The organism is Nitrospirota bacterium (genome assembly GCA_016207885.1).
Lineage (GTDB): Bacteria > Nitrospirota > Thermodesulfovibrionia > UBA6902 > UBA6902 > JACQZG01.
Genome location: JACQZE010000004.1, coordinates 1 through 25,227 on the forward strand (window position 1 = coordinate 1; position 25,227 = coordinate 25,227).

Below are 25,227 nucleotides of genomic sequence, written 5' to 3' on the forward strand. Positions count from 1 at the left end.
CCAAATGCCAAATATTTAGTTATAGCTGCCGTTAATGTCGTCTTCCCATGGTCAACATGCCCTATTGTTCCTACGTTAACGTGCGGCTTCCCTCTGTCAAATTTCGCCTTTGCCATTACTCCCCTCCTTTATTCCCCTTTGGCCTTGGAGATTATATCTTCTGAAATATTTTTCGGGACTTCCTCGTAGTGCTCAAACTGCATTGTATAATTAGCACGGCCCTGCGTGTTAGATCTCAAATCAGTAGCATAACCAAACATTGAAGAAAGAGGAGCATGACAAGTTATTACCTGAACCGGCCCCCTCTGCTGCATGCTCTGTATCTTCCCGCGCCTTGAATTCAGATCGCCGATAACATCCCCCATATACTCTTCAGGAGTTACAACCTCTATTACCATTATAGGCTCGAGCAAAGCCGGGGATGCATTTTTTGCTCCGCTCTTAAATGCCATCGACCCTGCTATCTTAAATGCCATTTCAGATGAGTCAACCTCATGATACGAGCCGTCAATGAGAGTCACCTTCACATCAACAACAGGGAAACTTGCCATCACCCCGTTTTCAAGCGCCTCCTTGACTCCCTTTTCAACAGCGGAAATATATTCTCTCGGTATTGAACCGCCGACTACCTTATTAACGAACTCAAACCCACCGCCCGGCGCAAGCGGTTCCATATCTATCACCACATGACCGTATTGGCCGCGGCCTCCGGACTGCCTTATAAATTTACCTTCTGCCTTTGTTTTCTTTTTTATTGTCTCTCTGTAAGCTACCTGAGGCTTCCCGATATTGGCGCCTACCTTAAATTCCCTGATAAGCCTGTCGACTATTATCTCAAGATGAAGCTCACCCATACCTGAAATAATTGTCTGGGCGGTCTCTTCGTCAAAAGAGACCTTAAATGAAGGGTCTTCCTGTGCAAGTTTTCCAAGTGCGATAGAAAGCTTTTGCTGATCCGCCTTTGTCTTCGGCTCGATTGCAACAGATATAACAGGAGCAGGAAATTCCATTTTTTCAAGTATAACGGGGTGATCCTCGGAACAAAGCGTGTCGCCTGTCAAGGTGCTCTTTAATCCTACTGCAGCAACTATATCACCTGCATGTACATCCTTAATATCTTCCCTCTTATTTGCATGCATCTTAACAAGCCTGCCTATACGCTCTTTCACATCTTTCGAAGAATTATAAACGTAGGATCCGGTCTCTAAAACACCTGAATAAACCCTTAAGAAAGTAAGCTGCCCCACAAACGGGTCGGTCATTATCTTAAACGCAAGGGCAGAGAACGGCTCGTTGTCATCAGGCCTTCTGACTACCTCATTGTCTGAACCAGGATCAATTCCCATTATTGGCGGGACATCTAAAGGAGAAGGAAGAAAGTCTACAATTGCATCAAGGAGCTGCTGGACTCCCTTATTTTTAAATGCTGTACCGCAAATGACCGGGGTAATTTTTAACTCATTGGTGCCTTTTCTCAGAGCTTTCATTAACAGGGCGCTTTCGACATCTTCCCCTGCCAGAAACTTCTCCATTATCTCATTATCAACATCAGCAAGAGCCTCAATCATCTTCTCTCTGTATTGAATAGCCATTGGGATCAAATCATCTGGTATATCACATTCGCGGTATGTAGCCCCAAGATCTTCAGCATCATATATATATGCCTTCATCTTTACGAGGTCAACAGAACCCTTGTATTGATCCTCGCTTCCAACAGGCATCTGGAAAATAACAGGATTAGCTCCCAGCCTGCTGACCATGGAATTGACGCTCATGAAGAAATCAGCGCCGATCCTGTCCATCTTATTGATGAACGCTATCCTGGGAACCCTGTACTTCTCTGCCTGGCGCCATACTGTCTCAGATTGCGGCTCAACTCCTGAAACAGCATCAAAGACAGCAACTGCTCCGTCCAAAACCCTGAGAGCACGTTCCACTTCAATAGTGAAGTCAACATGTCCCGGGGTATCAATAATATTAATTCTGTGATCATTCCAGAAACAGGTTGTTGCCGCAGAAGTGATCGTTATGCCCCTCTCCTGCTCCTGAACCATCCAGTCCATAACAGCTGTGCCCTCATGAACCTCTCCAATCTTATATGTCACACCCGTATAATAAAGGATGCGCTCGGTCGTAGTGGTCTTGCCGGCATCTATATGCGCCATTATCCCGATGTTTCTTGTCTTATCCAGTGATATAGATGTCATAACCGCTTCCATAACCTACCATCTGTAGTGGGCAAAAGCCTTGTTGGCCTCTGCCATCTTGTGAGTGTCTTCCCTCTTCTTAATAGAGGATCCTGTATTATTTGCCGCATCCATTAATTCTGCAGCCAGTTTTTCTCTCATAGTCTTTCCGGGGCGTTTTGCAGCAAAACTAATTATCCACCTGTAAGCCAAAGCCTGGCGCCTGTCCGGCATTATATCAGTAGGCACCTGGTAGGTAGCTCCCCCGACACGCCTGGACTTAACTTCTACTGCCGGCTTGACATTATCAAGCGCAGACTTGAAAACCTTTAACGGGTCATTCCCGGTCTTTTCCTTGATAATATCCAGCGCGCCGTAACAGATCTTTTCTGCCACAGACTTTTTCCCTTCTTTCATGAGCGAGTTAATGAACTTGCTCACGACCTTGCTGTTATGTATCGGATCCGGGAGGATCTCTCTTTTATCTGCTACTTTTCTTCTTGGCATTTTTTTTACCTTTGGTAATTATTTTGGTCTCTTTGCTCCATACTTCGAGCGTCCCTGTCTGCGTTCAGTAACACCTAATGTATCCAGCGTGCCTCTTACAATATGATATCTGACACCGGGAAGGTCTTTAACCCTGCCGCCTCTTATCAGGACTATGGAATGCTCCTGAAGATTGTGGCCGACTCCCGGGATATATGCGGTCACTTCCATCTTATTGGTAAGTCTTAACCTTGCAACTTTTCTAAGAGCTGAGTTCGGTTTCTTCGGAGTGGTTGTATAGACCCTGGTGCAGACCCCTCTTCTCTGAGGACATTCCATCAGAGCCGGGCCCTTGGCCTTACTCACCACTTTCTTCCTGCCATTTTTTACCAGTTGTTGTATTGTCGGCACGTTCCCTCCGTTTTACCCTTCAAGCACTGCTTTTGATAAACCAGTTGTAAGACTATACAGAATATCAATTAATACTTTTTTTGTCAACAGGTTGAGAGATAAAAAGATAAATACCTGAAGATGTGGGGGTTTATTATATATAAAAAAGATATAAAAGTGTTAAAAACATAATGCCTTTTACAAGCTCGACATTACCTGTAACCTTCAATTTCTCATCTCTGAACCATATGGCATTTGCAATGTTCTCCAGCAAAGGAAGCAGCATTATGCAGGGTATATTTCTGTAATAATAAATGATCAAAACAGAGAAACAGTAAGTGGCCATTACCGCTCTGAAGAAGGCCGTCTTTTTCATCCTCATTCTTACCTTGAATACTCCAGCGCCAAAGAAGAGGAACACAGCAACATAAAGTTTTAATGATAAGACTCCGGTTGCCATAAAAAAAATAATCGGCGCAGCCATGGTCAGCAATGAAAAACCTGCAAGTTCAGCTATAAGAAGATGCTCCCTGTTGACAGCAATGAAGAACAGGTAAAAAACAACAAGAGGGGAAAATACAATGAAATGCGTCAGGCCTCTTTCCAAGAACGGCGACAGAAGAAGCAGACCTGAAGTTAGAAATAAGGCTGTCCATGCCAGAGCAGCTTTATCCATACGCCTGCCTTTGACAAGAGGGGAAAGTAACGCCTTAGAATTAATAAGAAGCGCAATGCCTGCCGAGGTCAGAAGTATCTTAAATAATGTTCCATACTCGCTGATAGTCTTTGCGGCCAAAATCCCGGCAGCACAGGACAACACAAAAACAAACCATGCGCCATGCTCTTTAACTAAAGGGATTCTCATGGCATTATTTCTCTATCAGATCCATCAGCTCCTGCGCCGCACGGTTATCTAACAATTTAAGCTTTTCATATATCTCATGGGCAGAATCACTGTCATGCAGTGCAATATAGGCGATCCCAAGATTATAATATGCCTCGGCATTATCAGGCCTGAAATTTATAAATTTCTCATAAGCCTCCACAGCTTCTTCAAATCTCATCAGCAGTGCATAGTTAAAACCGAGGTCATAATAAATATCAACATCCCCAGGGCTTATTTCCAGGGCCTTTTCATAAGCTGCTGCAGCATTCTTGTGCATACCGAGGGTGCCGTAGTTCCAGCCGAGATTGATATAAGCTTCACTAAAATCAGGCTTAAGCCGGATCGCCTCTTTATAGGCAGCGACCGCTTCTCTGTACAACTCCATGTTGCTGTAGTTAATGCCGAGGTTGAAATATGCCTCAGCAAAGTCAGGCTTGAGCCTGACCGCCTCCTTATAAGCGTCTGCAGCTTCACTATACTTGCCTATCCTGGCATAGCTGAGCCCTATATCGAATTGTATCCCTGCATCCCGGCTTTCTGTAGCAGCAATAGTATCGTTTTCAATTGCAGTATTTAACACGGCATCAGAGACCCCTGCAAACATAAGCAATATGAAATTAAGGATTACAATATGCGCTAAGAAAAGCCTGCCGCTAAAAAAGGATATCTTCATCTTTCCAGAATAAACTTTCACCTTTTAATATTAATCTGATCAAGGAAATGTTACAGCCTGAAATTTACCGTTCTTGTCTGTGAAATGCAATTTCTTAATATCCTTCCCGGAGATCAGATACTCAAGAGTAGCGTTTATCTCATCAGAAGAAGCGCCTTCTATCTGCTTTCTTACGAGATAAATGGCATCTACCACCTTGATACTGCGATGATGAGGATTGACGTACAACTCATCCAGCCCGGCAACAAGCTTATCACTTGCTATACCTTTGATAAAAAAGCGGGTCAAGTCCTTCTCATTATCATCCTGAAGATACATGATAAGTGAAGTTATTTCATCCTTCTTCTCCCCGGTTATTTTTGTGGATACCTCCTCATTTTTCATGTCCTTATTGATCATATCAGCCTGGCTGCTGATGGCTACATACGCCCCTCCGGCTATAAAACCGCCTATAAAACCATACTTGGACGGGATGTCCCATTTAACCCATTCATTTCCGGAAAAATGAAAGACATCTAAAACCTCGGAATGGCCGGTTGAAACAAAACTAAAGAGCAGTGCTATTAACAAAAGCGTTCTTTTCATAATACCCTCCTCATGTAGTATCTGATCGATCTGTATTTATTGTAAATCAAATGGGGAGATTATGGAAAAAAGGAAGTTATTTGCCGGATACAAGCACTCTTTCCAGGTCAGAAGAAAACTGTTTCGATTCCCGCTTAAAAAGAACCTTAACCTCGTCCCAGCTGACTTTATGGCCCTTCATGTACACAGGCTCAGGATTAAAATCAGCGCCGGAAAAATCAACAAGCGACCGGCCTATATCAATGGCATTCACCCGTTCTTTGCCAAAGCGCTTCACCATGTGCCAGGCGACATCAGTGAAAGGGGTATCTTTCAGGACAAAATAAATGTCCGCAAAATCACCTTTGGTGCCGTTCTGGCTTACAGCCATAAGTTTCATGGTGACTATATCCAGAACACCGGCGACCCGGATACCCTCAACAGATAACGTCTCCTGAATGAACGGGTAATCATATTCAAGCAGAGAGAATCTCACACCATCCACTTCAGCAAAAAGATATCCGTCTTCCTCGGAAATAATATTAAAAGGCCGGCCGGTCCTTCTTATATCTGCAATCAGGGATTCCATACTGAAGCAGATGTCTGTGTAAAAGTCCAGGTTGCCGGATATCCTGTGACCTATCTGCAATGCCAGTGCAGTTCCTCCTGCCATTGTCCCATGATATTTTTTGATTATATCCTTGAGGCTGCGCAGAACCTTCCAGCCTGCATCAGAGAGGCACTCTTTATGGATATGTATCGTCATATGGGTTAGATACTCATATATGAAAAGATGATGCTAATTGTCGTTATGCCCGGCATTATCAACCATAAGTTTTGCAACAGCCTTTGCAAATGCGGCCGAATCCTTCGGCTTGGAACCCTCAAGCAGAAGCGCCTGATTGTAAAGAAGGTCTACGTACTCCTGAAGTATCGGGCTGTTCTTGTCTTTTTCAAACATACCGTTCATGGAATGCAATATCGGATGTGCAGGGTTTATCTCAAGTATCCTAAGATTTCTGGGCACATCCTGGCCCATCTGCCTCAAAAGCTTCTCAACCTGTGCGTCCATCTCCCCTTCATCCGCCACGAGGCAGCACGCGGAATCCCTGAGCCTTCCTGAAAGCCGCACATCCTTCGCATCATCCTTCAGCCGGTCTTTTATAAGGTCAAGGAGCGCCTTATACTTCTTCCCTGCCTTCTCTTTCTCCTCTTTATTGTTACTGTCCAGCGTAACATCGCCCTTGATCACCGATTTCAGCTTCTTCCCTTTATACTCAAGAGAGCTCATTACGATATCATCAATATCATCCAGCATTATGAGAACCTCATAGTCTTTCTCCTTAAAAGCCTCCAGATAAGGAGAATTAAGGGCCTCATCAAGTGAGGCAGCTGTTATGTAAAATATCTCGCCCTGCCCCTCTTTCATATCCTTAACATAGTCATGGATAGTCCTGAGCTTATCGCCTTCGGCCCTGGTGGACTGGAACAGAAGCAGCTCTGCTATAGCCTCTCTTCGTTGAAAGTCAAAGTGAATCCCCTCCTTAAGCACCCTTCCAAAGTCATAATGGAACTTCAGGTATTCGTCATAATCATTGTTCTTCATCTCAGCGAGGGTATCAAGTATCTTCTTGGTAAGGTTGTTCTTTATGATATCGATCTGCCGGTTGTTCTGAAGCATCTCCCTTGAAACATTCAGCGGCAGGTCTGACGAGTCAACGACTCCTTTCACAAACCTGAGGTAAGGAGGGATAAGTTCCTCGCAATGATCCATGATCTTCACCCTCTTCACATAGAGGGCGAGGCCCATCTTGTACTCCTTGTATAAAATATCCAAGGGCCTCTTTGCCGGAATATAGAGAAGCGCCGCAAACTCGTAATTCCCTTCAGCCCTGAAGTGTATGACCTTTGCCGGGTCGGAAAAATCATGCGCAATGTGCTTATAGAATTCATTGTATTCGTCGGCAGAGACATCTGATCTCTGTTTAAGCCATATCGCCTTCTGGGAATTGAGCTTCTCTTCCTCTTTAATTTTAATCTTCTCACCTTTCACGACGGTGCTCTCTTCCTCACGCTCAATATCCATAACTACAGGGTGTTCGATGAAGTCGGAGTATTTCTTGACAGTCTCCCGTATCGTCCACTCATCAAGATACATCTTATCCTCTTCCTTGAGATGCAGGATAACATCCGTTCCTTTCATATCTTTTGCAGCATCCTCAACCGTAAAAGTACCGTCAGCCGCTGATTCCCATCTTACACCTGTAGCCTTATCATGGCCTGCCTTTCTCGAAAGCACTGTAACCCTGTCCGCAACCATAAATGACGCGTAAAACCCCACGCCGAACTGACCGATGAGTTCAGGATTGTCCTTAACCTCCCTGCTCTGTATCGCAGCAAGAAACTCTTTTGTGCCGGAGTGGGCGATGGTGCCTATCTCCGCAATAGCCTCTTCCTTTGTCATGCCGATCCCGTTGTCGCTTATGGTCAGCGTCCCGGCGGACTTGTCTGCGGATATCTTTATCTTCCACTCCTTATCATCTTCAAGCATGTTCTTGTTCGTCAGGGATTCATAACTCGCCTTGTCGATAGCGTCAGACGCGTTAGAGATAAGCTCTCTGAGAAAGACCTCCTTATGCGAGTATAGAGAGTGAATCATCAGATCAAGTATCTGCTTTGTCTCTGTCCTGAATTCCATTGTCTGTTTAGTCATTAGAGTTACCTCGCTGAGTTAAATATGAATTTAAAAACACAAACATATATATAATTTAAAAAGCGGAGGAAAGTCAATGAAAGGCGCGGCGATTGCAATGTTACCAAATCGTTGAAACAACCCCAGACGCTCGCAGGGTTTCATCCTTCGTGATCAAAGATGAATTGTTATACAAAGCAGTCGCAGCTATCAGTCTGTCATGCATCTCCAGATCGGCTTCAATTTTGTCTGCGGCCCTCAATATTTCCACATTTAAGGGAACAATTTCAAAGCTTCCATTTTCTTCAATTCGCTTAAGTGTATCTTCAAACGAAATCGTAATCCTGCCTTTTCTTGCGATAAACATTATCTCGGCCAGAACAACAGCGGGCACAAATACGGTTCCTTCTTCTTCTGACGCCTGAAAAGCCTTAAGTGCGTCACTGCTCAACCGGCTGTCATCTGTAAAGTACCAGACAAGCGAATGAGTATCGGTTACATAGTCCATTAGATGCCCCTGCCTTTTTCATATGGAAAAAGTGACTTCCTGGCCTCAGTAAACAGTGAATCATCAATCTGGCTGCCCTTCCATATCCCGCGTAATGAAACCCGTTTACCTGTTTTTTTTACGCCTGCCTTAATCTCATCGGTCAATAAATGGATAATCCGGTACACATTCGGCAGCTTGTCGGCAGGAATTTTTTCGAGATCCTTTAATATTTTCTCTTTATAACTTGGCTGCATATTAACCTCCTCTTAGATATATTATTATCTCATAAATTCATCATTGAGTGCTTTTATAATCCACAAGTGCTTTCCCCCGGCATGAGGAAAAAGCGCAGAATTGTCTGTTTTTGGCTTGTTGAGCATTGCAAATAAAACGTCTGCTTCAGATTGAATGAGCATGATTCTTTGATTTCCACTCCTCCATTCAATTGTCTACCCTGCGGGATTACTTTTTCCAAGTAAATTTCAAATTCCCACAAGAACACTGCATTAAATTTCCAACAGCGTCATAATGTTTTTTTGAAATGAAATTATTACATTTTGAACATTTGGAAAGCCTTTCCAATTCCAAAACATCAGCGTAAAACATTTTCAGATCATCAATACTTTCAGAAAAGGTGCTGTCATGCGATGTCCTGTTGCCGAGGAATAGAGAAGCATTAAGTCTTTCAAAAACAGCCTGATCTTTCAATTCACATTTCCTATCCTTAAGTTTGCCTCTTAATTCTGAGAGCAATTCATTGGCCATTCTGTTTTCATTATGCTCGTTAAAAAGAAATCTTACCTTGACCTCAAGATTCAAGCAGACATTCTTTAAAAGACGTTCAAGATATTTTCGTATCATGTTCCCTAATTCTGAAGAGTCTGAGTTTTCAAGCTTGGCCTCAATCTTTGCCTTAATATCGGTCAAAGGCTCTTCAATACTTGCTCCAGTATCATGATCCCATCGCATTTTCTTAATCAGCCAGTTTTTCCCTTTGACCATATTTAAAACAATTTCGAACCAATCTCTTTCATGGGTGAAGAGAATTATCTGATAGTCACTAAACTTCTCTATCAAAAGCCTTGCGAATCGTGCTCGATGGTTGATATCAAAACTGGATATTACATCATCTAAAACAATAAACCTATTGAACTTGTTAAACGCCTTTACAGATGCTAAAAACAGACATATACCAAGACAATTCAAATGAGATTCACTTAAATACTTGTGGGGTGGTGATTCCGGTTGGCCGTGAAATTTAAATTGAAGGGTTATTCCTACAAACTCATCATCCTCATCAAGAGGAACCAGTTCTATTTCACTAACATTTTCAGAGGCATTCATAAATAAGTAGAGGTCATTTATGTCTTTGGATATTGACTCTAAAAATGAGCAAAGACCTTCTCTTTGCTTTTTTACAAACTCGTTATAAATAAGCTCCATAGACTGCTGCTGCTGTGTAAGAATTTCCGAAGCCTTTTTCATGAATTTAATCTCATTATAAGACTGTCTGACAGAGCTTATCTTGCTATATGCTGTGAATGTGAGGTCATCTTTCTTTCCAGTAATTATTTTTTCCTTTTTAGCTGCAAGGGCAGAAATTATAGTTTGAATAGCGGGTATATCTAAACTGATAAAATCCTCAGGCTTATTTATTAGTTCAAGCTCTGCAAGGGATGCCTTTTTGATTTTTTCCAATGCAGTTGACGTTGTCTCTTTTATTTGTTCAATTTCTTTTCGTATAGCAGTGTTTTCCTCTAAGAGCAAACATTTTTCTTTTAAAGCAGTTTCTATCTCTGTTAATGCCCCTTGAATAATCCGATGCGTTGTATTTTTATCCTCTATTGCTGCGTCTTTTTCTTTCTTAACAATAGCTAATTCTTCAAGTCTCTTTCTTAACTCATCAATCAGTTCCTCTCTGCTTTTATCCTCTAAGCAAAGCGGGCATTTATCATCTTCATACAATTTCTTCTCAAGAATAGAAAGCCCTTGTGATAATAAAGGTTCAAGATTTATTTTTTTGAGTTTTTCCTGATCTCTTGCAATCTGCTGACACTTTTCATAGAATGCCTTGTAAGACGAGCAACCACTATTAGAAGAAGCCGTGAAGCAATTCAAATTCTCAATAACTTTTTCATATGAAAGCTGCTGTGCAATAGCCTCTGTATCTTCCGGTTTCTTTAGAAACTCCAATATTCTATCAATGCTTGCATCGTCTTTAATTTCAATAAGCAGGTTCAGAGGCACAACCAATTCTTTAATAGCATTTAGGTATTGTTCATCGTCAATAATATTTTGGCCTATTTGTTCTATTATCTGAGCCTGCTTAATATTTATATAATTGTCGTAGTTTTTTATTTTTAGTTCTTTCTTTAAATCATTAACAGCCTTTTTCAAAACACCTTTTATCTTGGACACCTCGGAAAAACCTATTATCTGAGATATTTCTTCGAGCTTCTGTGCCTTGGTATATAAAATAAACCTCGATAAATCTTTGTACCTAAGGATAAGATTTTCTCGTAAAGATGCGTTCAGATAATCTTTAAAATCCTGAGAAGTATTTGAGTGCTCGCTGGTTAGCTTTGATTTTTTATAAAACAACTTTTTCCGACTGTCGCATTTTGAATCTGAGCAGTTCAACGTAGCATAAGCATCGTCACTATCTGGCAGAAAGATATTTCTGAGGGCAGACACCCCCTTGGTTCCAATTTCCTCTGTCGAAAGATGTTCAATTTTATCGTAATAAAACCATTCAAAGGCATCTGCGATAGAGCTTTTTCCGCTGCCATTATCGCCATAAATAAGCACTGACTTAGATGATTCAATATCTATTCTAATATCCCTTCTGATTCCTCTAAAACTACTTATTTCAAGGCTCTTAATCTTCATTTATTGCTTCTCTCTAACCGTGCTCAATTCATTGGATAGATTTGTGTTTGTCAGGTTGCCCTCTTGATATAGCCTTAAAATAACGGAGGCAACTTCTTTATTTACACCGTCAATATTCTCAATCTGAGGAAAGAACTCATCGAGTATCGCCTGTCCGCTTTTTATTTCATTCGTCATAGTTACCCCCTCTTTTCAAAATACTTCCAGGCAATTTCAAGAGTCATCGGCACATCATGTTTTTTGATCTCAAATCCGCTCTTGTTATTACAAATAGGATATACGCCGTATTTATCCAGAAAATCAAGGATAAAATAACTTTCTAAATCCTCTATGCGGTATTTCCATATCTGCTTCAGCATTTCAAAATTGAGATATGTAAAATATAGCCCTTCAGATTTTCGATAGTTGGAAATACCTTCATTCCCTGAAACACCCTCATAGTGATCAGAAAGCCTCTTGCCTATACTGTTAGTCTTCTTTTCGCTCATGCCTATATATATCAGACTCGACTTACCAAAGGGATATGGCATTTCAGTCTCCTTCAAAAAGATAAAATAAAGACCGCATATGCCTATCAATGGCTTGATATTCCTTAATTCAAAGTCCTGTTGTCTGTCAAAATTGATCTTAAATACTTTCATCTCACCTAATTTTCTTGAACCTGTATCCTCCCTTTTTTATATAAGTATCAAAGTATGTTCCATGAGAACCGGCTTTCATCAGCCCTTCATATTTTGATTCCGGCACATTGGAATATTGATAAATGCCTCCACTGTGAAACTCAATCTCTAAAACCATACTCTCAGGGTCATAACCAACTGACGCAAGATTTGACGATGATACCGCAGTTCTATTCATGTTCTACCTCCTCTGAAGCATGTCTTTCAATTTAAGAATAGCCGCTTCTTCTATGGCGTTTGCTTCGTCCGTTCTCTTTGAATTTTATGAATTATACCATTTCCGATTTTACGCCTGCGAAAAAACTTACATACATAGCAAACGGCACATTTCTATAGGATCAAAGATGATTCAGAGAACTTTTCATCAAGGCTCATTTTATTTCTCTTTTCAATTATTATTTATTAGAAAATCTCCCCTTGCCCCTCTTTGCCAAAGAGGGGTGACACACCAATATATTGTCAAGGCAACTATATTGTTTTCATAAATCGCCGGACCTCTTTCACAATTGATCCGAAAAACCGTATCGGCAGGTCATGTCCCACGCGCTCGATCAATTTAAATGAAGCTTTAGGAAGTCTTTCTGACAGAAACCTGCCTGCCTGCCAAGGGATTATGGAATCTTCTTTGCCGTGAATTACAACTGCAGGTATCTTAATGTTTCCCAGCAAATCTCGCAGGTCTGTATCCTGAAGATATCGAAGCCCTTTAATCAATTCTTCATTTCCTATCAGACAAGACGCATCTGCTTCTCTTTCAAGTGAATCCATATCTTCTACAAACGGTTTGTGAGTATTTATCAGAAAATTAATGAGCGTTGTTCTTGCATCCTTTTTAATCCCGCTTATCATGGCACGCAATACAGAAGGAGAAGTTCCGAGATCATAATCCTTACATGAAGTGAACCTGGATGCAGCGCTTATTAAAATCATGCCGTCTATCTTATTTTGGCAATGAACAGCAGCCTCCAGAACTGCCATCCCGCCTGTTGACCAGCCGACCAGAAGACAGTTTCCGCCTGCGTCATTGATGATATCCACAAGTCCCGTGGCATAACCTGAAGAGAGATCATGTATTGATACCATCAGGACATCAGAGAAGACTGAACATGCATCAGAAAGTTTTTGCAATGACTCTTTTGGAGACGCCCAGCCTGAAACAATAATTATTTTTTTCACAATGAAGATCCTTTCTGCAGCAAATCTGGTCTAATCTAATCCTGAAAGACTATAATTACAATACCACAAAATGATACTGCAAAAAGACAAAATAGAGTCGGCTTTTTCTCAGGCGGCAAAAACATATGACACATATGCTGATGTTCAGAAAGAGTCAGCCTCAAGGCTTATGCTCCTGCTTGAACATATTGATCCGGCATCAATTCTCGAAGTGGGCGGCGCGACTGGGAATTATACTATCCGGCTTGCCGAAAGATTCCCCGAAGCCTCAATTACCTCGGTTGATTTCTCCCGTGCCATGATAGATGTTGCCATGACAAAGATCTATGAAAAACCTAATGTGCGCTTCATCTGTAAAGACGCGGAGAAATTGCTCAGTGAAACTGGTGAGATGTATGACCTGATAACTTCTAACGCAGCGCTCCAGTGGTTCAATGATATAAACAACTCTGTTAGGAACATCAAAAAGCTTCTCGCTCCTCAGGGAACCCTTATCTTCTCTGTCTTCGGCCCTCAAACCTTTAATGAACTTTCAGGCGCTCTTGACCATCTTTACGGCAGGCAGGTAACGATTCCGGCGCACAGCTTCTCTCAGAAAGATGATCTATTATCAATGCTGAATGACATCTTTGACAGCGTGGTTTTAGAGGAAGTAAATTTAACGCGTAAATATGCCTCAACCTTTGACCTTCTCAGGCATATAAAAAAGACCGGCGCCACAGGCGGCCGGCCTTCTTTAAGTCTTAACAAATCTATGCTCAGAACAATGGATGAGTGGTTCAAACAAAATCACGGGGAGTGCACAGCAACATATCAACTGTTCTTTGTCACAGCCCGCAATAAATAAGCTTTTCTGCTATTCAACCACACTGACCTTCATCTCGATCTTTTCGTTCGGTTTATCACTGGCGTTACGAGGCTGGCTCACTATCTTATCAACAGCATCCATGCCTGATACAACCTCGCCGAATACCGTGTACTGCTTATCAAGGAATTTGGAATCAGCGACACATATGAAGAACTGGGAACCCGCGCTGTCAGGATTTGAAGATCTTGCCATTGAAACTATCCCGCGCTTATGTGACTTATCATTGAACTCAGCCTTGACTGAATACCCGGGGCCTCCGGTGCCGTTTCCGCTCGGGTCTCCGCCCTGTATCATGAAACCGGGAATTATGCGGTGGAACGTCGTGCCGTTATAAAAGCCCTTCTTTGCGAGATCAATGAAGTTCTTCACATGATTCGGCGCGACATCAGGAAAGAACTTGATCTCTATCTTCCCGAATTTGGTATCTAAAACAGCTTTTGTTGTTGACATCTTCTTGATCTCCTCTTTTGTAAACTTAGCGTTTTTTGTCTCAGCAGCATTAACATGAAAAGTGAAAACAGCCGTAAGCATCAATACTAAAAGTGTTAACTTGAATATTTTCATACTTCCTCCCTGGTTATCATTTTCCAACAGAAGTTATATTACCCAAATTGAATACGGAAGTGCAATAAAAGCTGGCAAAACAGTACTACACGCCCATAATTTTTAGTAATAGTGCACGAAATCCTTGAGATTCTCGTCATTCACATATACGCAATAATAATCGCACCATTCATCACTGCTCTTCAGAAACCCTATGCATGTAGCATCATCCGCGTATGGCCCTGCAATGATGTCTTCATCAATCCAAACACAAGTCATATACCAACCCGGGCCATTCCAGTATTCTTTTTCACCTTCAGCATAGGACAATCCCGCACCGATCAGAACAAGAAATGCAAATGCCAGAACCAATGGTCTAATCATAACTTTCATAGTCAGAAGTGTGCAAAGGCAGGTAATCTTTTTATCTTTTGTATCTCCTTCGCAGTTGAGGAGTGCGTTAGATGATATAGATCCCATGCCAATTGCAAATTAAGCCAAAACTGAGCATCCATGCCGAAAAGTTTCTCCAGACGAAGAGCTGTATCAGGAGTTACCCCCCGCTTCCCATGTATCAGTTCATTAACTCGGGGATATGAAACCCCAAGCTTTTCTGCCAACTCACTCTGCGTCATTTTCAGCGGCTTGAGAAACTCCTCCAGCAGCATTTCACCGGGATGCGTCGGCGGACCATTTCTGGGTATGCGAACCATCTTTTACCTCCTCACTATTCAGTGATAATCTGTAATTTCGACATTTTCTGCGCCATCGTCTGTCCACACAAAGCAAACCCGAAACTGATCGTTAATTCGTATGCTGTGCTGGCCCTTCCGGTTATCTCTAAGGGATTCCAGCAGGTTACCCGGTGGAATTTTTAACGATTCCAGGGAAACGACGCCATTAAGTTGATCAAGTTTTCGTTGCGCCACCCGCCAAATTTGCTGCGGACAGGCATGGCGTGCATTGCTGGTATTTTTCCTGTCAAAAATGTCCTCAGTGCCCTTGATACGGAACGATTTGATCACCGGGCTTCCTCTCGTTTTGACATCACCGCCATAATGAAATTATAACGGTATCCGTTATATATAGCAATGCCTAAAAATAAAGATAATATTTTCACCTTCGCATCCCCCCTATAATTGCATTAAAGCCTGCCCTATGAAATAATAACAGGCTATGAATCTTGCTTCTTTTCAGAGACCCAGCCAATATATAGGCAATGAGATTAATATCATCCGCAAAGAGGCCGGCCTTAAGGTTGCCCTGTGCTTTCCTGACACATATGAAATAGGGATGTCCCATCTGGGGCTGAAGATACTCTACTCAATAATAAACAGCATCCCTGATGCTTCTGCCGAAAGAGTCTTTGCCCCGTGGACAGACCTTGAGGCGCACATGAGGAAAGAGTCCATTCCGCTCACCTCTCTGGAATTCGGGCGGCCGCTTAAAGATTTCAGCATTATCGGCTTTACGCTTCAGTATGAACTCTCTTATACGAATATCCTGAACATGCTTGACCTTGGAGGGATTCCTATCCGTTCTGAAGACAGAAACGACAGCTACCCTCTTGTGATTGCAGGCGGGCCATGTGCTATGAACCCGCTGCCGTTGGTGCCGTTCATTGACGCCTTTGTAATAGGTGACGGAGAAGAGGCTATCCTTGAGATCATCGAGGCATGCTCAAATATAAAAAACAAAACCGGACAGCTTGCCGCACTCTCAAAGATCGAGGGGATATATGTGCCTTCTCTTCATGATACCCAAAAGGACAGGATCAGGAAACGGATTGTTGAGAATCTTGATGATGCGCCGTTCCCTGACGCCCCGCTTGTGCCTTATGCCGCACCTGTGCATGACAGGATAGCTATCGAGATCTCGAGGGGATGCACAAAGGGATGCAGGTTCTGCCAGGCAGGCATGATCTACAGGCCTCTTCGCGAAAGGTCAAAGGAGAATCTCCTCTCCATTGCGCTGAACTCACTCACAAAGACCGGGCATGAGGAGTTATCTTTCTCATCATTGAGCACAGGCGATTACAGCAGTCTTCTGCCGCTGATAAAGTCTATCAACAGCGCCTGTTCAGGTTCACATGTCGCTGTCGCCCTTCCGTCTCTCAGAGTAGGCGCTATAACACGTGAGCTTCTAAAAGAAGTAAATAATGTCAGGAAGACCGGATTCACCATGGCGCCTGAGGCAGGGACCAAAAGGCTGCGCGACATCATCAACAAGGACTTCACGGAAGAAGAGTATAACGAGACGCTCGAGATACTCTTTTCCGAAGGATGGCAAAGTATCAAGCTCTATTTCATGATCGGCCTTCCTACAGAGACGCGCGCTGATTTGGACGGAATAATAGATATGGCAAAGACAGCCCTGACAAAGGGCAGAAAGATCACAGGAAAACGGGTGAATATCAATGTCGGCATATCCGCATTCGTGCCGAAACCGCACACGCCATTTCAGTGGCATGGACAAAGCCCTTCTGTTGAACTTCGCGCTAAACAGGATATGCTGAGAAATGTGCTGAGGAAGAGGGGCATGAACTACAAAGGCCAGCATGTTGAAGTAACGCTTTTAGAGTCTGTCTTTGCAAGGGGTGATGCTCAGAGCGCGATCCTTCTGGAGGATGCGTGGAGGTCAGGATGCCGCTTTGACGGCTGGTCAGAGATGTTCGACTATAACAAATGGACAAAGGCAGCGGAAAAGTCAGGCATGAACCTTGAGAGCTATGCCTGCAGGACATTCGATCTTGATAAGAGACTGCCATGGGAATTCATAGATACAGGAGTGACCACGGACTTCCTGAGGTCTGAATATAACAAAGCGCTTCAGGGCATCGTGACCCCTGACTGCACCGATGTATGCACAGGATGCGGGCTCAAGTGCGCAAGCAGAAAGAATATAACGGAATGCAGTCCCGCTCAAACAGATATGCTTCCTATGACTCAAAGCATCAACAAGAACCTGCCGCCGTCAAAGATACGGGCCAGATATTCAAAGACCGGGGTGATGCGTTACCTTTCTCACAGTGAGGTCATGACCGCTATCCTCAGGGCTGCAAGAAGGGCAAGGCTGCCTGTCGGTTATTCATCAGGTTTTCACCCGCACCCGAAGCTATCATTCGGGCCCGCGCTATCGGCAGGGGTTGAGGGGCTAAGCGAGTATTTTGATATAGAACTGTCAAATATAATGAATCATACAGATTTCCTGAACCGGATTAACCTTGAACTGCCTGAGGGGTTAAAAGTGTTAACTGCTGAGATGATACCTTTAAAGGCCAGAGCGCTGGATGATTTCATATGCCGTTACAGATATGAGATACTTATTGACAATGATGCTGAAAAACATATAAATTCCTTTATGCAGTCTGCTTCAGTTTCCGTGTCAAGAGAGAAAGGCGATGTGGATATAAGGCCTTTGGTTGAGAAAGCAGAAGTAAATAACGGGAAGCTCTACCTAACTCTTAGAGATGATGGTAGAATAAAAGTCAGGCTATGGGAGATATTAAAAGGCTTGCTCTGTAAGCCGGCTGAGGAATTATACGCGCTGACGATAAGCCGAACCAATGTTTACGGCCTTGAAAGCGGTGAATGGACAGAACCTTTAAAGGATCAATAATATGCCCGGAAAGATAATAATGAACGTAACTCCTGAAGAGACCCGCGTAGGCCTTCTGGAGTCTGACAACCAGCTGCTCGAACTCTATATCGAGAGAAAGAAAGACGCCAGCCTGGTCGGCAATGTATATAAAGGAAAGATCGTAAAGATACTTCCGGGGATGCAGTCGGCTTTCGTTGATATAGGCCTTGAGAAAGCGGCGTTCCTTCATGCTGCTGACGTTTACTCATCTTATGACAACTCGATCTTCAGTGAAGACCTTGATGAGCCGATACCTGTCAACCTTCCTATTGAGGACATGCTTCAGGAAGGGCAGGATCTCTTTGTCCAAGTCTCAAAAGACCTTATAGGGACGAAAGGCGCGAGAGTCACTTCTTATATCACGCTGCCCGGGAGGCACCTCGTATTGATGCCGGGCGTCGAGCACATCGGCATCTCTCGAAGGATAGTCAATGAAGAAGAGAGGGAAAGGCTGATGCAGATAATCACCAGGCTCAAGCCTGAAAACTTCGGCTTCATAGTAAGGACTGCGAGCGAAGGATGCACGGAAGAAGACATTGAAAAGGACATAGCCTTTCTTATGCTTCTGTGGAAGAACATCCAGAGCAAGATGGGCAACCCTGATGCGTCCCGCCTTATCTACAGCGACCTGGACCTGGGGCTGAGAAGCGTAAGAGACCTCCTCGGCCTCGAAGTCGACCAGCTTATCATCGACTCTGAAGAAGAGTATGACAAGATAGTTGATTTCATTAAAAATTATTTCCCGAAATTAATCGGCAATGTGCATCTTTACGAAGGCCCTGAACCTATATTTGACGCCTATGGCATAGAGCTTGAGATCCCGAAGGCGCTGGGAAGGCGCGTATGGCTCAAGTCCGGAGGATACATAGTTATCGACCAGACCGAGGCGTTGATATCAATTGATGTCAATACCGGAAAGTATGTCGGCAAGGCTTCGCTTGAAGATACGGTACTCAAGACCAACCTCGAGGCTGTAAAAGAGATCGCGTATCAGATAAGGCTAAGGAATCTTGGCGGCATAATAATCATTGATTTTATTGACATGGAAAAAGATGAGAACAAAGAGAAGCTCTTCAACGTCTTTCAGGAAGCTGTGAACAAAGACAGGGCAAAATGCACTGTACTGCAGGTGTCGGAATTCGGGCTTATCGAGATGACAAGAAAGAGGGTAAGGGAGAGCCTCGGCCGTGTGCTGGCGCAGACATGCTCCTATTGTGAAGGCAAAGGATTCGTGAAATCTCCCACCACCGTCTGCTACGAGATATTCAGGGAGATCAGAAAGATAGGTTCGACAAAACGAAACGGTAAGGTCGTGATCACTGCCCACCCTCTTGTTGTGGATCTTATATATGAAGAAGAGAGAGAGGGGATCGAGAACATAGAAAAAGAGAACAATCTCAAGATCATAGTCAAAGCCGACAAGAATTATCACCAGGAATACTACGAACTGGTGATAATGTGAAGGCTTTGGCAAATCCCCGGCTGAACCTGTCATAATATAAACACATCCTGCCTTAAGGAATTGTTGCGGATACCGTCAGATGAAGACCAGTGAGAAGCTCAACAGATTAAAGAAGAACCTGAAAAAGATGGATCGGGCCATCATAGCCTTTTCAGGCGGTGTTGACAGCACATTCCTGCTCAAGGCAGCCTCTGTCTCCGGGCTTAAAGAGATACTTGCGGTGACCGCGGTCTCCCAAAGCCTTCCTGAAGAAGAGCTCTCTTTCGCAAAAGAGATCACCGCTGAATTAAATATCCCTCACAGGATCATCACATCAGATGAGATGAAGGATGAAAATTACTCAAATAACCCGCCCGACAGGTGCTATTACTGCAAAAAAGAGCTCTTCACAAAGCTGAAAGAGATAGCGTCTGAAGAAGGATTTTCTCACATCCTTGACGGCAGCAATGCCGATGATATGAAAGACTGGCGGCCAGGAAGGCGCGCGGCAGAGGAACTGAATGTAATAAGTCCGTTACTGGAAGCCGGCCTGAGCAAAAACGAGATAAGGGAGCTATCAAAGGCTTTTGGCCTCAGGACATGGGACAAACCATCATCTCCCTGCCTTTCATCACGCTTCCCATATGGACAGAAGATCACCTCTGAAGCGCTCGAGCGGGTCGGCCATGCTGAAGCTTATTTAAAAACATTTAACCTGAAAGATCTGAGGGTGAGAGACCATGGCGATATAGCCAGGATAGAGGTTCTTCCTGATGAATTCCATATACTCTTTGATGCGTCTGTCAGAAAAAAGATCACCGCATACCTCAAGGCACTGGGTTATAAATATATTACACTCGATCTCCGCGGTTTCAGCAGCGGAGGATTCAATGAACATTTAAAGATAGAGGGAACAGGGAATAAGGGGCAGGGTTCAGGAAAGAAATGAATGACGCAAAATACTGCAGCGAGCTCTCCAGGTGCGTAAAATGCGGCACGTGCAAATCACTCTGCCCTACCTACATGACATCCCTGAATGAATCCATGGGCGCAAGGGGCAGGGTCGCTATGCTCGAAGCGTTGTGTAAAGAAGGGCTTGCCCCGAGCAAAGTGCTGGCCGACAGGATATTCAACTGCATACTCTGCGGCGCATGCAAGGGCCTTTGCCCGTTAGGCATCAATATCCCTGAGATGATATATCATGGAAGGGCACTTCTTAAGGATTCATACCGTAATAAAAACCTGCTGAACAAAGCCCTGCAATATTCAGCTTCAGGCATGGACACCACTTTTTCTCTTTTAAGCGTCCTTCAAAAGATACTGTACCGTCCGCTCTACAGGTCAGGAAAGCTGCGCTATATGCCTGCCGTTACTTCTCATCCATTCAAAAACGGCATACAGGTCTATAAAAATACAAAAAAGATCGGAAGGATAGCGATATTCACAGGCTGCCAGATCAATTATTTATACCCCCATATCGGGGAAGCGCTTGTAAACATCCTCCTCACAAAGAGATACGAGGTCATAGTATTTAAGGGCGAAGTATGCTGCGGCGCGCCTATGAGAGGCGCCGGGCTTGAGGATGAGGCAAAGGCGGCGGCAAGAAAGAACATTAATACCTTTAAGATGACAAGGGCTGAAGCCGTGATCAGCATGTGCCCTACATGTACAAATACCATCAGGTCAGAATACCCTGAGCTTACAGGCGACACGATTACAAACATAATGGATGTGAACGAGTTTTTTATAAAAAACAATATAACTCAGGGGCTGGAACTGCCGCGCGAAGTTGTAACTTACCATGACCCATGCCATGCACGGTACGGAATGAAGATGACAAGAGAACCGAGGGAGATACTCAAAAGCATTAAAGGTGTTGAGTTCGTAGAGATGAAGAATGCAGATGAGTGCTGCGGGTTCGGGGGTTTCTTCAGCATGAATTACAAAGACCTTTCGAGGGCTATAGGAAGAAAGAAGTTTGAGAACATAAACAACACCCATGCCGGTACGGTAGTAACATCATGCCCGGGCTGTGTCATGCAGCTTGAGGATATAAAGAGAGAGACAGGCAGCGATGTAAAGATCAAACACATCGTTGAAGTAGTTGATGATGCGATGCACGGCTGAAAATCCTCACCCGGCACTATTTACTCAAAATCACGCCAGACAATCTTCTTTCCACAGGCAATCAGTCTGAGGACACCCGATCGACGCATCAGTCCTGAAACAATCAGAGTTGCCTTCTGCCTTTTGTATGGAACGAATAAGCTCGTCTTTCTTCTTGTTTAAATCTTTTACGCCGTTCTTCTTTGCGATCTTCCTGATATCCTTCAGGTTCATTTCATCCCCCATAATGTCCGTTCATATCTATTTATTCGATATCTAACTTCTTTTCCTTCTTTTTTGCCTCTTCAGTCTTCGGGATAGTGATCTTCAGCACGCCGTCTTTAAAGGATGCCTTGGCCTTATCGGCCTGTATCTCCGCAGGGAGTGTAAAAGAACGGGAGAATGATCCGCATGAGCTTTCATATCTGTAATAATCCTTCTTCTCGGTCTTCTCCTCTCTCTTCTTCTCGCCGGAGATCGTGACAGACCTGTTCGTCAGGTTTACATCTATATCCTTCTTGTCCATGCCCGGAAGCTCTGCCTTTAATACGATATTGCCGTTCTCTTCATAGATGTCCACCGAGGGCGACAACTCTCCCTTCTCAAAAATGCCTGGAAATCCAGGAATCAAATGCCGCCCGAAAGGCCTTCTGTATAAGTCCTCAAAAAGCTCCTCCATCCTCTCAAGAGGTGAAAGCCAGTGTGCCGGGCGCTGTATCTGAAGCTCTCCTTTTTCAGCCTTCTTCTCCTTTGCCATCTTTTCCCTCCTTAAATAATAATTAATCTTCCCATAATGGAGTAATATTTCTTACACAATTATCAGGGAATTGTCAGGATGTCAAGTAATTTTTATCATAGATCTATAACTGAGTTTGATAACTGTGAAATGTCATCTGCTATAATACGACATGGAAAAAAGGCGTTCTGAAAGAAAACAGGTACATATCAGGGTCAAGCTTACCGTTGGCGATAATAACTATGACGCTTTTATAAATAATGTTTCATATGAAGGTATAGGCTTAAATATAATATTAGCCCCTGAAGAAAGGGTGGACGGCATTCTTCCCAATACAATACTCGGATTGAGATTTCATCCAGGCCCGGCAGTTGAAGTAACCCTGAAGTGCGATATCAAATGGGTGAATATATCTTCCGATAAAAGTGTCGGGATCATATACATGATAGGCTCTGAAATTTTAGACCCGCCTGCTGAATACAAACATTTCATAAAGAATTTATAGATTGCTAAGAGGGGATTTATAATTCTCACCTTAGCAAGGGAACCTGCCTGCCGGTAGGCGGGGACACAAAGGGGCCTCTTTTAATCCTTCTTACATCCACAACCGCACACGACGCTTTTTGCCTTTGCTTTTCCGAAAGCTTCCTTCCCTTCCAGATAACAGAGCCACGCTATCACGAACGTCCCGGCTGAATCTATCCAGCCGATATGTGTCAGCTCATAACCCGCGCTTGCGAGCAGAAGCACGACAGAGAGCCGCAGGCAGGCTCGGGTGCAGGCCGCGTCCGAGAGAATGGCATCCGAATTGAGCTGCTTCCCGACCTTTACCTTATAGTGTATCAACAGCCACATCGCTGCAATGGATACCATTGAGACCACAATACCCCATAAGGCGGTATCCGGTTTATGCCCCTGAAAAAGATTGACAGCAGCGGTGATCGAGAGCCCGATGGTCAGGACATAAAATCCGGCTCCTGTTATCTTGAGCGCAGTCTGTTCAAAATGGTCAAGATTCTCTGTTCCGCTATTCCGGATCCTCCGCACCATGTGCCATATGGCGATGCCCGAGACCACCTCGACAAATGAATCCACGCCGAACCCGAAGAGAGACATGCTCCCGTCCTCAATGCCGAATATGACGGAAACAACGCCTTCGATGATGTTATAAAAGATCGTAAAGAGCGCCAGCGCCGCTGCCGTGGAGTAAAGTTTGCTGTTCTGTTGTTGAGAATTGGAATTTATCATGGATGCTTCCCTCTATATAATAGATTATCGGGATCAAATTACCGTAGTTTCACTTTCCTCTCTGATTAATTCCTTATATAGCCATGAAAGGCCAGACCGTATCATCTGTTTGACTTTTTATTAAAAACACGCATACAATTAATGCATATCAAGGAGGTGCATAATATGCGTGCGACATTAAACATACCCGACGACCTCGTTTCTGAAGTTCAGAAGCTGTCCGGCGAGAAGTCCAAGACAAAGGCGATAACAGCAGCCATGAAGGAATTTGTCCGGCAGAAGAAGATCAAAAAACTGATCGCGCTAAGAGGCAAAGTACAGATTGATTATGATTGGCAGAAGGAAGAAGAACTCGAGATGAAAGCGCAGAAAGAACGGGAGAAACTACATGGAAGAAAAAAATAACGGCATATTAGCTGACACAAGCGTATGGATAGAGTTCTTCAAACTGGAATCTTTAACAGGCAAGAAACTTGAGTCGCTTATAATTAAAAACTCCATATGGACCTGCGGAGTGATACTCTTTGAACTGCTGCAGGGAGTAAGGTCAGGAGATGAAAAGGCATTAATTCTTGAAACCCTGTCGGATATGAAGCATATGGAAATGACACAGCCGCTTTGGGGAAAGGCAGCTGAACTTTCCGCCTTATTAAAAAGGAAAGGGTTGAATCTGCCGCAGTCAGACATATTCATCGCATCCATCGCCATAGAACATAACCTCTCAGTATTCACCCTCGACAAGCATTTTAAACAGATACCCGGAGTAAGAATATATAAGGCATAACATCCATCACAATAGGCTATGATTGTATTCCCCTCCCTGGTTAATTCCTTATCTTGAAAATGCAAATGGAAATGGTCTTTAATTATAACCATGACCGATATCATCTCTGCTGAAATAATCGAGAAGAAGATCTATCTTATCCGTGGACTCAAAGTCATGCTTGACCGCGACCTTGCAGAACTGTATGAAGTAGACACCAAGGTTTTTAACCAAGCTATTAAAAGAAATGCCAAAAGATTTCCAGACGATTTTATGTTTCAATTAAGCCAATCAGAAGCGGCAGAACTTTCAAGGTCACAATTTGTGACCTTGAAGAGAGGCCAAAACATCAAATACTTACCCTATGCCTTCACTGAAAATGGAGTAGCCATGCTGTCCGGTGTTCTGAATAGTGACAGGGCAATAACGGTCAACATTCAGATAATGAGAACATTCACAAAACTGCGTGAAATGCTCTCGTCCCATAAAGAGTTAAGGCAGAAGATCGAGGAGATGGAAAAGAAGTATGACAATCAGTTCAAGATCGTTTTTGACGCCATCCGCCAGCTGATGACACCGCCTGAGACTAAGAGTAAAAAGATTATTGGATTTGGAGGAGAAAAGTGAGAAATTAAGGAAGTCCGACTTACATGATATTACAAATCCTACTTTTTGATTTTTATGCTTGCTTGATTACTAATTAATCAAGCATAATATGCGAAAATTCAAAAATAGATTTCCCTGAATACTTAAAAAGTAATTCTAAATTAG

General features: G+C 43.4%; 32 protein-coding genes. 9 read left to right on the plus strand and 23 right to left on the minus strand.

Annotated elements, in window-relative coordinates; genetic code table 11:
* The 16 genes from HY807_02620 to HY807_02695 form a co-directional block, all read right to left on the minus strand.
* On the minus strand, window positions 1-116 hold a 116-nt coding region (locus tag HY807_02620; GenBank protein MBI4825300.1), incomplete at its 3' end, for a hypothetical protein.
* Between the two features lie 12 nt (window positions 117-128).
* Complete coding sequence (gene fusA, locus HY807_02625) at window positions 129-2,207, minus strand: elongation factor G (GenBank protein ID MBI4825301.1); 2,079 nt, start codon at window positions 2,205-2,207, stop codon at window positions 129-131.
* Between the two features lie 15 nt (window positions 2,208-2,222).
* On the minus strand, window positions 2,223-2,693 hold the full coding sequence (rpsG, locus tag HY807_02630; GenBank protein MBI4825302.1) for a 30S ribosomal protein S7: 471 nt from the start codon (window positions 2,691-2,693) through the stop codon (window positions 2,223-2,225).
* An 18-nt stretch (window positions 2,694-2,711) separates the two neighbouring features.
* Window positions 2,712-3,083 carry a 30S ribosomal protein S12 gene (locus tag HY807_02635; GenBank protein ID MBI4825303.1) on the minus strand — a complete coding sequence of 124 codons (372 nt, stop codon included), beginning with the start codon at window positions 3,081-3,083 and terminating at the stop codon, window positions 2,712-2,714.
* A 133-nt stretch (window positions 3,084-3,216) separates the two neighbouring features.
* A complete protein-coding gene (locus tag HY807_02640; GenBank protein ID MBI4825304.1) occupies window positions 3,217-3,927 on the minus strand; it encodes a YwiC-like family protein in 711 nt (236 codons plus the stop codon).
* A 4-nt stretch (window positions 3,928-3,931) separates the two neighbouring features.
* Window positions 3,932-4,642 (minus strand): tetratricopeptide repeat protein, encoded by a 711-nt coding sequence (locus HY807_02645; GenBank protein MBI4825305.1) that lies wholly within the window; start codon window positions 4,640-4,642, stop codon window positions 3,932-3,934.
* Window positions 4,643-4,660: 18 nt separating this feature from the next.
* Window positions 4,661-5,206, minus strand: a complete 546-nt coding sequence (locus HY807_02650) for a hypothetical protein (GenBank protein ID MBI4825306.1) — start codon at window positions 5,204-5,206, stop codon at window positions 4,661-4,663.
* A 76-nt stretch (window positions 5,207-5,282) separates the two neighbouring features.
* Window positions 5,283-5,951: a nucleotidyl transferase AbiEii/AbiGii toxin family protein gene (locus HY807_02655; protein ID MBI4825307.1), complete on the minus strand. Its 669-nt coding sequence runs from the start codon at window positions 5,949-5,951 to the stop codon at window positions 5,283-5,285.
* 33 nt (window positions 5,952-5,984) lie between these two features.
* Window positions 5,985-7,898: a molecular chaperone HtpG gene (gene htpG, locus HY807_02660; GenBank protein ID MBI4825308.1), complete on the minus strand. Its 1,914-nt coding sequence runs from the start codon at window positions 7,896-7,898 to the stop codon at window positions 5,985-5,987.
* A gap of 100 nt (window positions 7,899-7,998) precedes the next feature.
* A complete protein-coding gene (locus HY807_02665; protein MBI4825309.1) occupies window positions 7,999-8,385 on the minus strand; it encodes a type II toxin-antitoxin system VapC family toxin in 387 nt (128 codons plus the stop codon).
* Complete coding sequence (locus tag HY807_02670) at window positions 8,385-8,621, minus strand: hypothetical protein (protein ID MBI4825310.1); 237 nt, start codon at window positions 8,619-8,621, stop codon at window positions 8,385-8,387. Before HY807_02670 ends, HY807_02665 begins: the two co-directional genes overlap by 1 nt.
* A 208-nt stretch (window positions 8,622-8,829) precedes the next feature.
* On the minus strand, window positions 8,830-11,256 hold the full coding sequence (locus tag HY807_02675) for a hypothetical protein (protein ID MBI4825311.1): 2,427 nt from the start codon (window positions 11,254-11,256) through the stop codon (window positions 8,830-8,832).
* Window positions 11,257-11,433, minus strand: a complete 177-nt coding sequence (locus HY807_02680) for a hypothetical protein (protein MBI4825312.1) — start codon at window positions 11,431-11,433, stop codon at window positions 11,257-11,259.
* A gap of 2 nt (window positions 11,434-11,435) precedes the next feature.
* Complete coding sequence (locus tag HY807_02685; protein ID MBI4825313.1) at window positions 11,436-11,897, minus strand: hypothetical protein; 462 nt, start codon at window positions 11,895-11,897, stop codon at window positions 11,436-11,438.
* A 1-nt stretch (window position 11,898) separates the two neighbouring features.
* The gene (locus tag HY807_02690) at window positions 11,899-12,114 is read right to left on the minus strand and encodes a KTSC domain-containing protein (GenBank protein MBI4825314.1); all 216 of its coding nucleotides are present in this window, start codon (window positions 12,112-12,114) and stop codon (window positions 11,899-11,901) included.
* A 290-nt stretch (window positions 12,115-12,404) separates the two neighbouring features.
* Window positions 12,405-13,112, minus strand: coding sequence for an alpha/beta fold hydrolase (locus tag HY807_02695; protein ID MBI4825315.1), 708 nt, complete (start codon window positions 13,110-13,112; stop codon window positions 12,405-12,407).
* A gap of 70 nt (window positions 13,113-13,182) precedes the next feature.
* Between HY807_02695 and bioC the strand changes: the two genes are divergently transcribed.
* The gene (gene bioC / locus HY807_02700) at window positions 13,183-13,959 is read left to right on the plus strand and encodes a malonyl-ACP O-methyltransferase BioC (GenBank protein ID MBI4825316.1); all 777 of its coding nucleotides are present in this window, start codon (window positions 13,183-13,185) and stop codon (window positions 13,957-13,959) included.
* Window positions 13,960-13,968: 9 nt separating this feature from the next.
* Here bioC and HY807_02705 read toward each other — a convergent pair whose 3' ends face one another.
* From HY807_02705 to HY807_02720, 4 genes are all read right to left on the minus strand, one after another.
* The gene (locus HY807_02705; protein MBI4825317.1) at window positions 13,969-14,430 is read right to left on the minus strand and encodes a peptidylprolyl isomerase; all 462 of its coding nucleotides are present in this window, start codon (window positions 14,428-14,430) and stop codon (window positions 13,969-13,971) included.
* A gap of 216 nt (window positions 14,431-14,646) precedes the next feature.
* A complete protein-coding gene (locus tag HY807_02710; protein MBI4825318.1) occupies window positions 14,647-14,907 on the minus strand; it encodes a hypothetical protein in 261 nt (86 codons plus the stop codon).
* An 11-nt stretch (window positions 14,908-14,918) separates the two neighbouring features.
* Window positions 14,919-15,236, minus strand: a complete 318-nt coding sequence (locus HY807_02715) for a HigA family addiction module antidote protein (GenBank protein ID MBI4825319.1) — start codon at window positions 15,234-15,236, stop codon at window positions 14,919-14,921.
* A gap of 18 nt (window positions 15,237-15,254) precedes the next feature.
* Window positions 15,255-15,548 carry a type II toxin-antitoxin system RelE/ParE family toxin gene (locus HY807_02720; protein MBI4825320.1) on the minus strand — a complete coding sequence of 98 codons (294 nt, stop codon included), beginning with the start codon at window positions 15,546-15,548 and terminating at the stop codon, window positions 15,255-15,257.
* Between the two features lie 151 nt (window positions 15,549-15,699).
* Here HY807_02720 and HY807_02725 point away from each other — a divergent pair, with 151 nt between their 5' ends.
* The 4 genes from HY807_02725 to HY807_02740 all read left to right on the plus strand — a co-directional run bounded on the left by HY807_02725 (window position 15,700) and on the right by HY807_02740 (window position 21,730).
* Window positions 15,700-18,141, plus strand: coding sequence for a TIGR03960 family B12-binding radical SAM protein (locus HY807_02725; protein MBI4825321.1), 2,442 nt, complete (start codon window positions 15,700-15,702; stop codon window positions 18,139-18,141).
* Window position 18,142: 1 nt separating this feature from the next.
* On the plus strand, window positions 18,143-19,624 hold the full coding sequence (locus tag HY807_02730) for an Rne/Rng family ribonuclease (protein MBI4825322.1): 1,482 nt from the start codon (window positions 18,143-18,145) through the stop codon (window positions 19,622-19,624).
* Window positions 19,625-19,703: 79 nt separating this feature from the next.
* A complete protein-coding gene (gene larE, locus HY807_02735) occupies window positions 19,704-20,552 on the plus strand; it encodes an ATP-dependent sacrificial sulfur transferase LarE (protein MBI4825323.1) in 849 nt (282 codons plus the stop codon).
* Window positions 20,549-21,730 carry a (Fe-S)-binding protein gene (locus HY807_02740; protein ID MBI4825324.1) on the plus strand — a complete coding sequence of 394 codons (1,182 nt, stop codon included), beginning with the start codon at window positions 20,549-20,551 and terminating at the stop codon, window positions 21,728-21,730. Before larE ends, HY807_02740 begins: the two co-directional genes overlap by 4 nt.
* Window positions 21,731-21,760: 30 nt before the next feature.
* Here HY807_02740 and HY807_02745 read toward each other — a convergent pair whose 3' ends face one another.
* Window positions 21,761-21,943, minus strand: coding sequence for an SAP domain-containing protein (locus tag HY807_02745; GenBank protein ID MBI4825325.1), 183 nt, complete (start codon window positions 21,941-21,943; stop codon window positions 21,761-21,763).
* Window positions 21,944-21,974: 31 nt separating this feature from the next.
* Window positions 21,975-22,466 (minus strand): Hsp20/alpha crystallin family protein, encoded by a 492-nt coding sequence (locus HY807_02750; GenBank protein MBI4825326.1) that lies wholly within the window; start codon window positions 22,464-22,466, stop codon window positions 21,975-21,977.
* A gap of 151 nt (window positions 22,467-22,617) precedes the next feature.
* On the opposite strand from HY807_02750, the gene HY807_02755 reads away from it, so the two are divergent.
* Window positions 22,618-22,950 (plus strand): PilZ domain-containing protein, encoded by a 333-nt coding sequence (locus tag HY807_02755; GenBank protein MBI4825327.1) that lies wholly within the window; start codon window positions 22,618-22,620, stop codon window positions 22,948-22,950.
* Window positions 22,951-23,030: 80 nt separating this feature from the next.
* On the opposite strand, the gene HY807_02760 is transcribed toward HY807_02755, so the two are convergent.
* Window positions 23,031-23,693 carry a cation transporter gene (locus HY807_02760; GenBank protein MBI4825328.1) on the minus strand — a complete coding sequence of 221 codons (663 nt, stop codon included), beginning with the start codon at window positions 23,691-23,693 and terminating at the stop codon, window positions 23,031-23,033.
* A gap of 165 nt (window positions 23,694-23,858) precedes the next feature.
* On the opposite strand from HY807_02760, the gene HY807_02765 reads away from it, so the two are divergent.
* The 3 genes from HY807_02765 (at window position 23,859) to HY807_02775 (ending at window position 25,083) form a co-directional block, all read left to right on the plus strand.
* Complete coding sequence (locus tag HY807_02765) at window positions 23,859-24,098, plus strand: type II toxin-antitoxin system VapB family antitoxin (protein ID MBI4825329.1); 240 nt, start codon at window positions 23,859-23,861, stop codon at window positions 24,096-24,098.
* A complete protein-coding gene (locus tag HY807_02770) occupies window positions 24,082-24,477 on the plus strand; it encodes a PIN domain-containing protein (GenBank protein MBI4825330.1) in 396 nt (131 codons plus the stop codon). Before HY807_02765 ends, HY807_02770 begins: the two co-directional genes overlap by 17 nt.
* A gap of 90 nt (window positions 24,478-24,567) precedes the next feature.
* Window positions 24,568-25,083, plus strand: a complete 516-nt coding sequence (locus tag HY807_02775) for an ORF6N domain-containing protein (protein MBI4825331.1) — start codon at window positions 24,568-24,570, stop codon at window positions 25,081-25,083.
* The last annotated feature ends 144 nt before the right edge of the window (window positions 25,084-25,227 follow it).

What these genes read in the sequence shown, in the direction of transcription:
- HY807_02650 (MBI4825306.1), bottom strand. Translation starts at nt 5,206, where the DNA reads ATGAAAAGAACGCTTTTGTTAATAGCACTGCTCTTTAGTTTTGTTTCA.
- HY807_02755 (MBI4825327.1), top strand. Translation starts at nt 22,618, where the DNA reads ATGGAAAAAAGGCGTTCTGAAAGAAAACAGGTACATATCAGGGTCAAG.
- HY807_02705 (MBI4825317.1), bottom strand. Translation starts at nt 14,430, where the DNA reads ATGTCAACAACAAAAGCTGTTTTAGATACCAAATTCGGGAAGATAGAG.
- HY807_02750 (MBI4825326.1), bottom strand. Translation starts at nt 22,466, where the DNA reads ATGGCAAAGGAGAAGAAGGCTGAAAAAGGAGAGCTTCAGATACAGCGC.
- HY807_02740 (MBI4825324.1), top strand. Translation starts at nt 20,549, where the DNA reads ATGAATGACGCAAAATACTGCAGCGAGCTCTCCAGGTGCGTAAAATGC.
- HY807_02655 (MBI4825307.1), bottom strand. Translation starts at nt 5,951, where the DNA reads ATGACGATACATATCCATAAAGAGTGCCTCTCTGATGCAGGCTGGAAG.
- HY807_02715 (MBI4825319.1), bottom strand. Translation starts at nt 15,236, where the DNA reads ATGGTTCGCATACCCAGAAATGGTCCGCCGACGCATCCCGGTGAAATG.
- HY807_02745 (MBI4825325.1), bottom strand. Translation starts at nt 21,943, where the DNA reads ATGAACCTGAAGGATATCAGGAAGATCGCAAAGAAGAACGGCGTAAAA.
- HY807_02670 (MBI4825310.1), bottom strand. Translation starts at nt 8,621, where the DNA reads ATGCAGCCAAGTTATAAAGAGAAAATATTAAAGGATCTCGAAAAAATT.
- htpG (MBI4825308.1), bottom strand. Translation starts at nt 7,898, where the DNA reads ATGACTAAACAGACAATGGAATTCAGGACAGAGACAAAGCAGATACTT.
- HY807_02680 (MBI4825312.1), bottom strand. Translation starts at nt 11,433, where the DNA reads ATGACGAATGAAATAAAAAGCGGACAGGCGATACTCGATGAGTTCTTT.
- fusA (MBI4825301.1), bottom strand. Translation starts at nt 2,207, where the DNA reads ATGACATCTATATCACTGGATAAGACAAGAAACATCGGGATAATGGCG.
- HY807_02690 (MBI4825314.1), bottom strand. Translation starts at nt 12,114, where the DNA reads ATGAATAGAACTGCGGTATCATCGTCAAATCTTGCGTCAGTTGGTTAT.
- HY807_02640 (MBI4825304.1), bottom strand. Translation starts at nt 3,927, where the DNA reads ATGAGAATCCCTTTAGTTAAAGAGCATGGCGCATGGTTTGTTTTTGTG.
- larE (MBI4825323.1), top strand. Translation starts at nt 19,704, where the DNA reads ATGAAGACCAGTGAGAAGCTCAACAGATTAAAGAAGAACCTGAAAAAG.
- HY807_02710 (MBI4825318.1), bottom strand. Translation starts at nt 14,907, where the DNA reads ATGATTAGACCATTGGTTCTGGCATTTGCATTTCTTGTTCTGATCGGT.
- HY807_02770 (MBI4825330.1), top strand. Translation starts at nt 24,082, where the DNA reads ATGGAAGAAAAAAATAACGGCATATTAGCTGACACAAGCGTATGGATA.
- rpsG (MBI4825302.1), bottom strand. Translation starts at nt 2,693, where the DNA reads ATGCCAAGAAGAAAAGTAGCAGATAAAAGAGAGATCCTCCCGGATCCG.
- HY807_02725 (MBI4825321.1), top strand. Translation starts at nt 15,700, where the DNA reads ATGAATCTTGCTTCTTTTCAGAGACCCAGCCAATATATAGGCAATGAG.
- HY807_02775 (MBI4825331.1), top strand. Translation starts at nt 24,568, where the DNA reads ATGACCGATATCATCTCTGCTGAAATAATCGAGAAGAAGATCTATCTT.
- HY807_02765 (MBI4825329.1), top strand. Translation starts at nt 23,859, where the DNA reads ATGCGTGCGACATTAAACATACCCGACGACCTCGTTTCTGAAGTTCAG.
- HY807_02665 (MBI4825309.1), bottom strand. Translation starts at nt 8,385, where the DNA reads ATGGACTATGTAACCGATACTCATTCGCTTGTCTGGTACTTTACAGAT.
- HY807_02760 (MBI4825328.1), bottom strand. Translation starts at nt 23,693, where the DNA reads ATGATAAATTCCAATTCTCAACAACAGAACAGCAAACTTTACTCCACG.
- HY807_02675 (MBI4825311.1), bottom strand. Translation starts at nt 11,256, where the DNA reads ATGAAGATTAAGAGCCTTGAAATAAGTAGTTTTAGAGGAATCAGAAGG.
- HY807_02685 (MBI4825313.1), bottom strand. Translation starts at nt 11,897, where the DNA reads ATGAAAGTATTTAAGATCAATTTTGACAGACAACAGGACTTTGAATTA.
- bioC (MBI4825316.1), top strand. Translation starts at nt 13,183, where the DNA reads ATGATACTGCAAAAAGACAAAATAGAGTCGGCTTTTTCTCAGGCGGCA.
- HY807_02730 (MBI4825322.1), top strand. Translation starts at nt 18,143, where the DNA reads ATGCCCGGAAAGATAATAATGAACGTAACTCCTGAAGAGACCCGCGTA.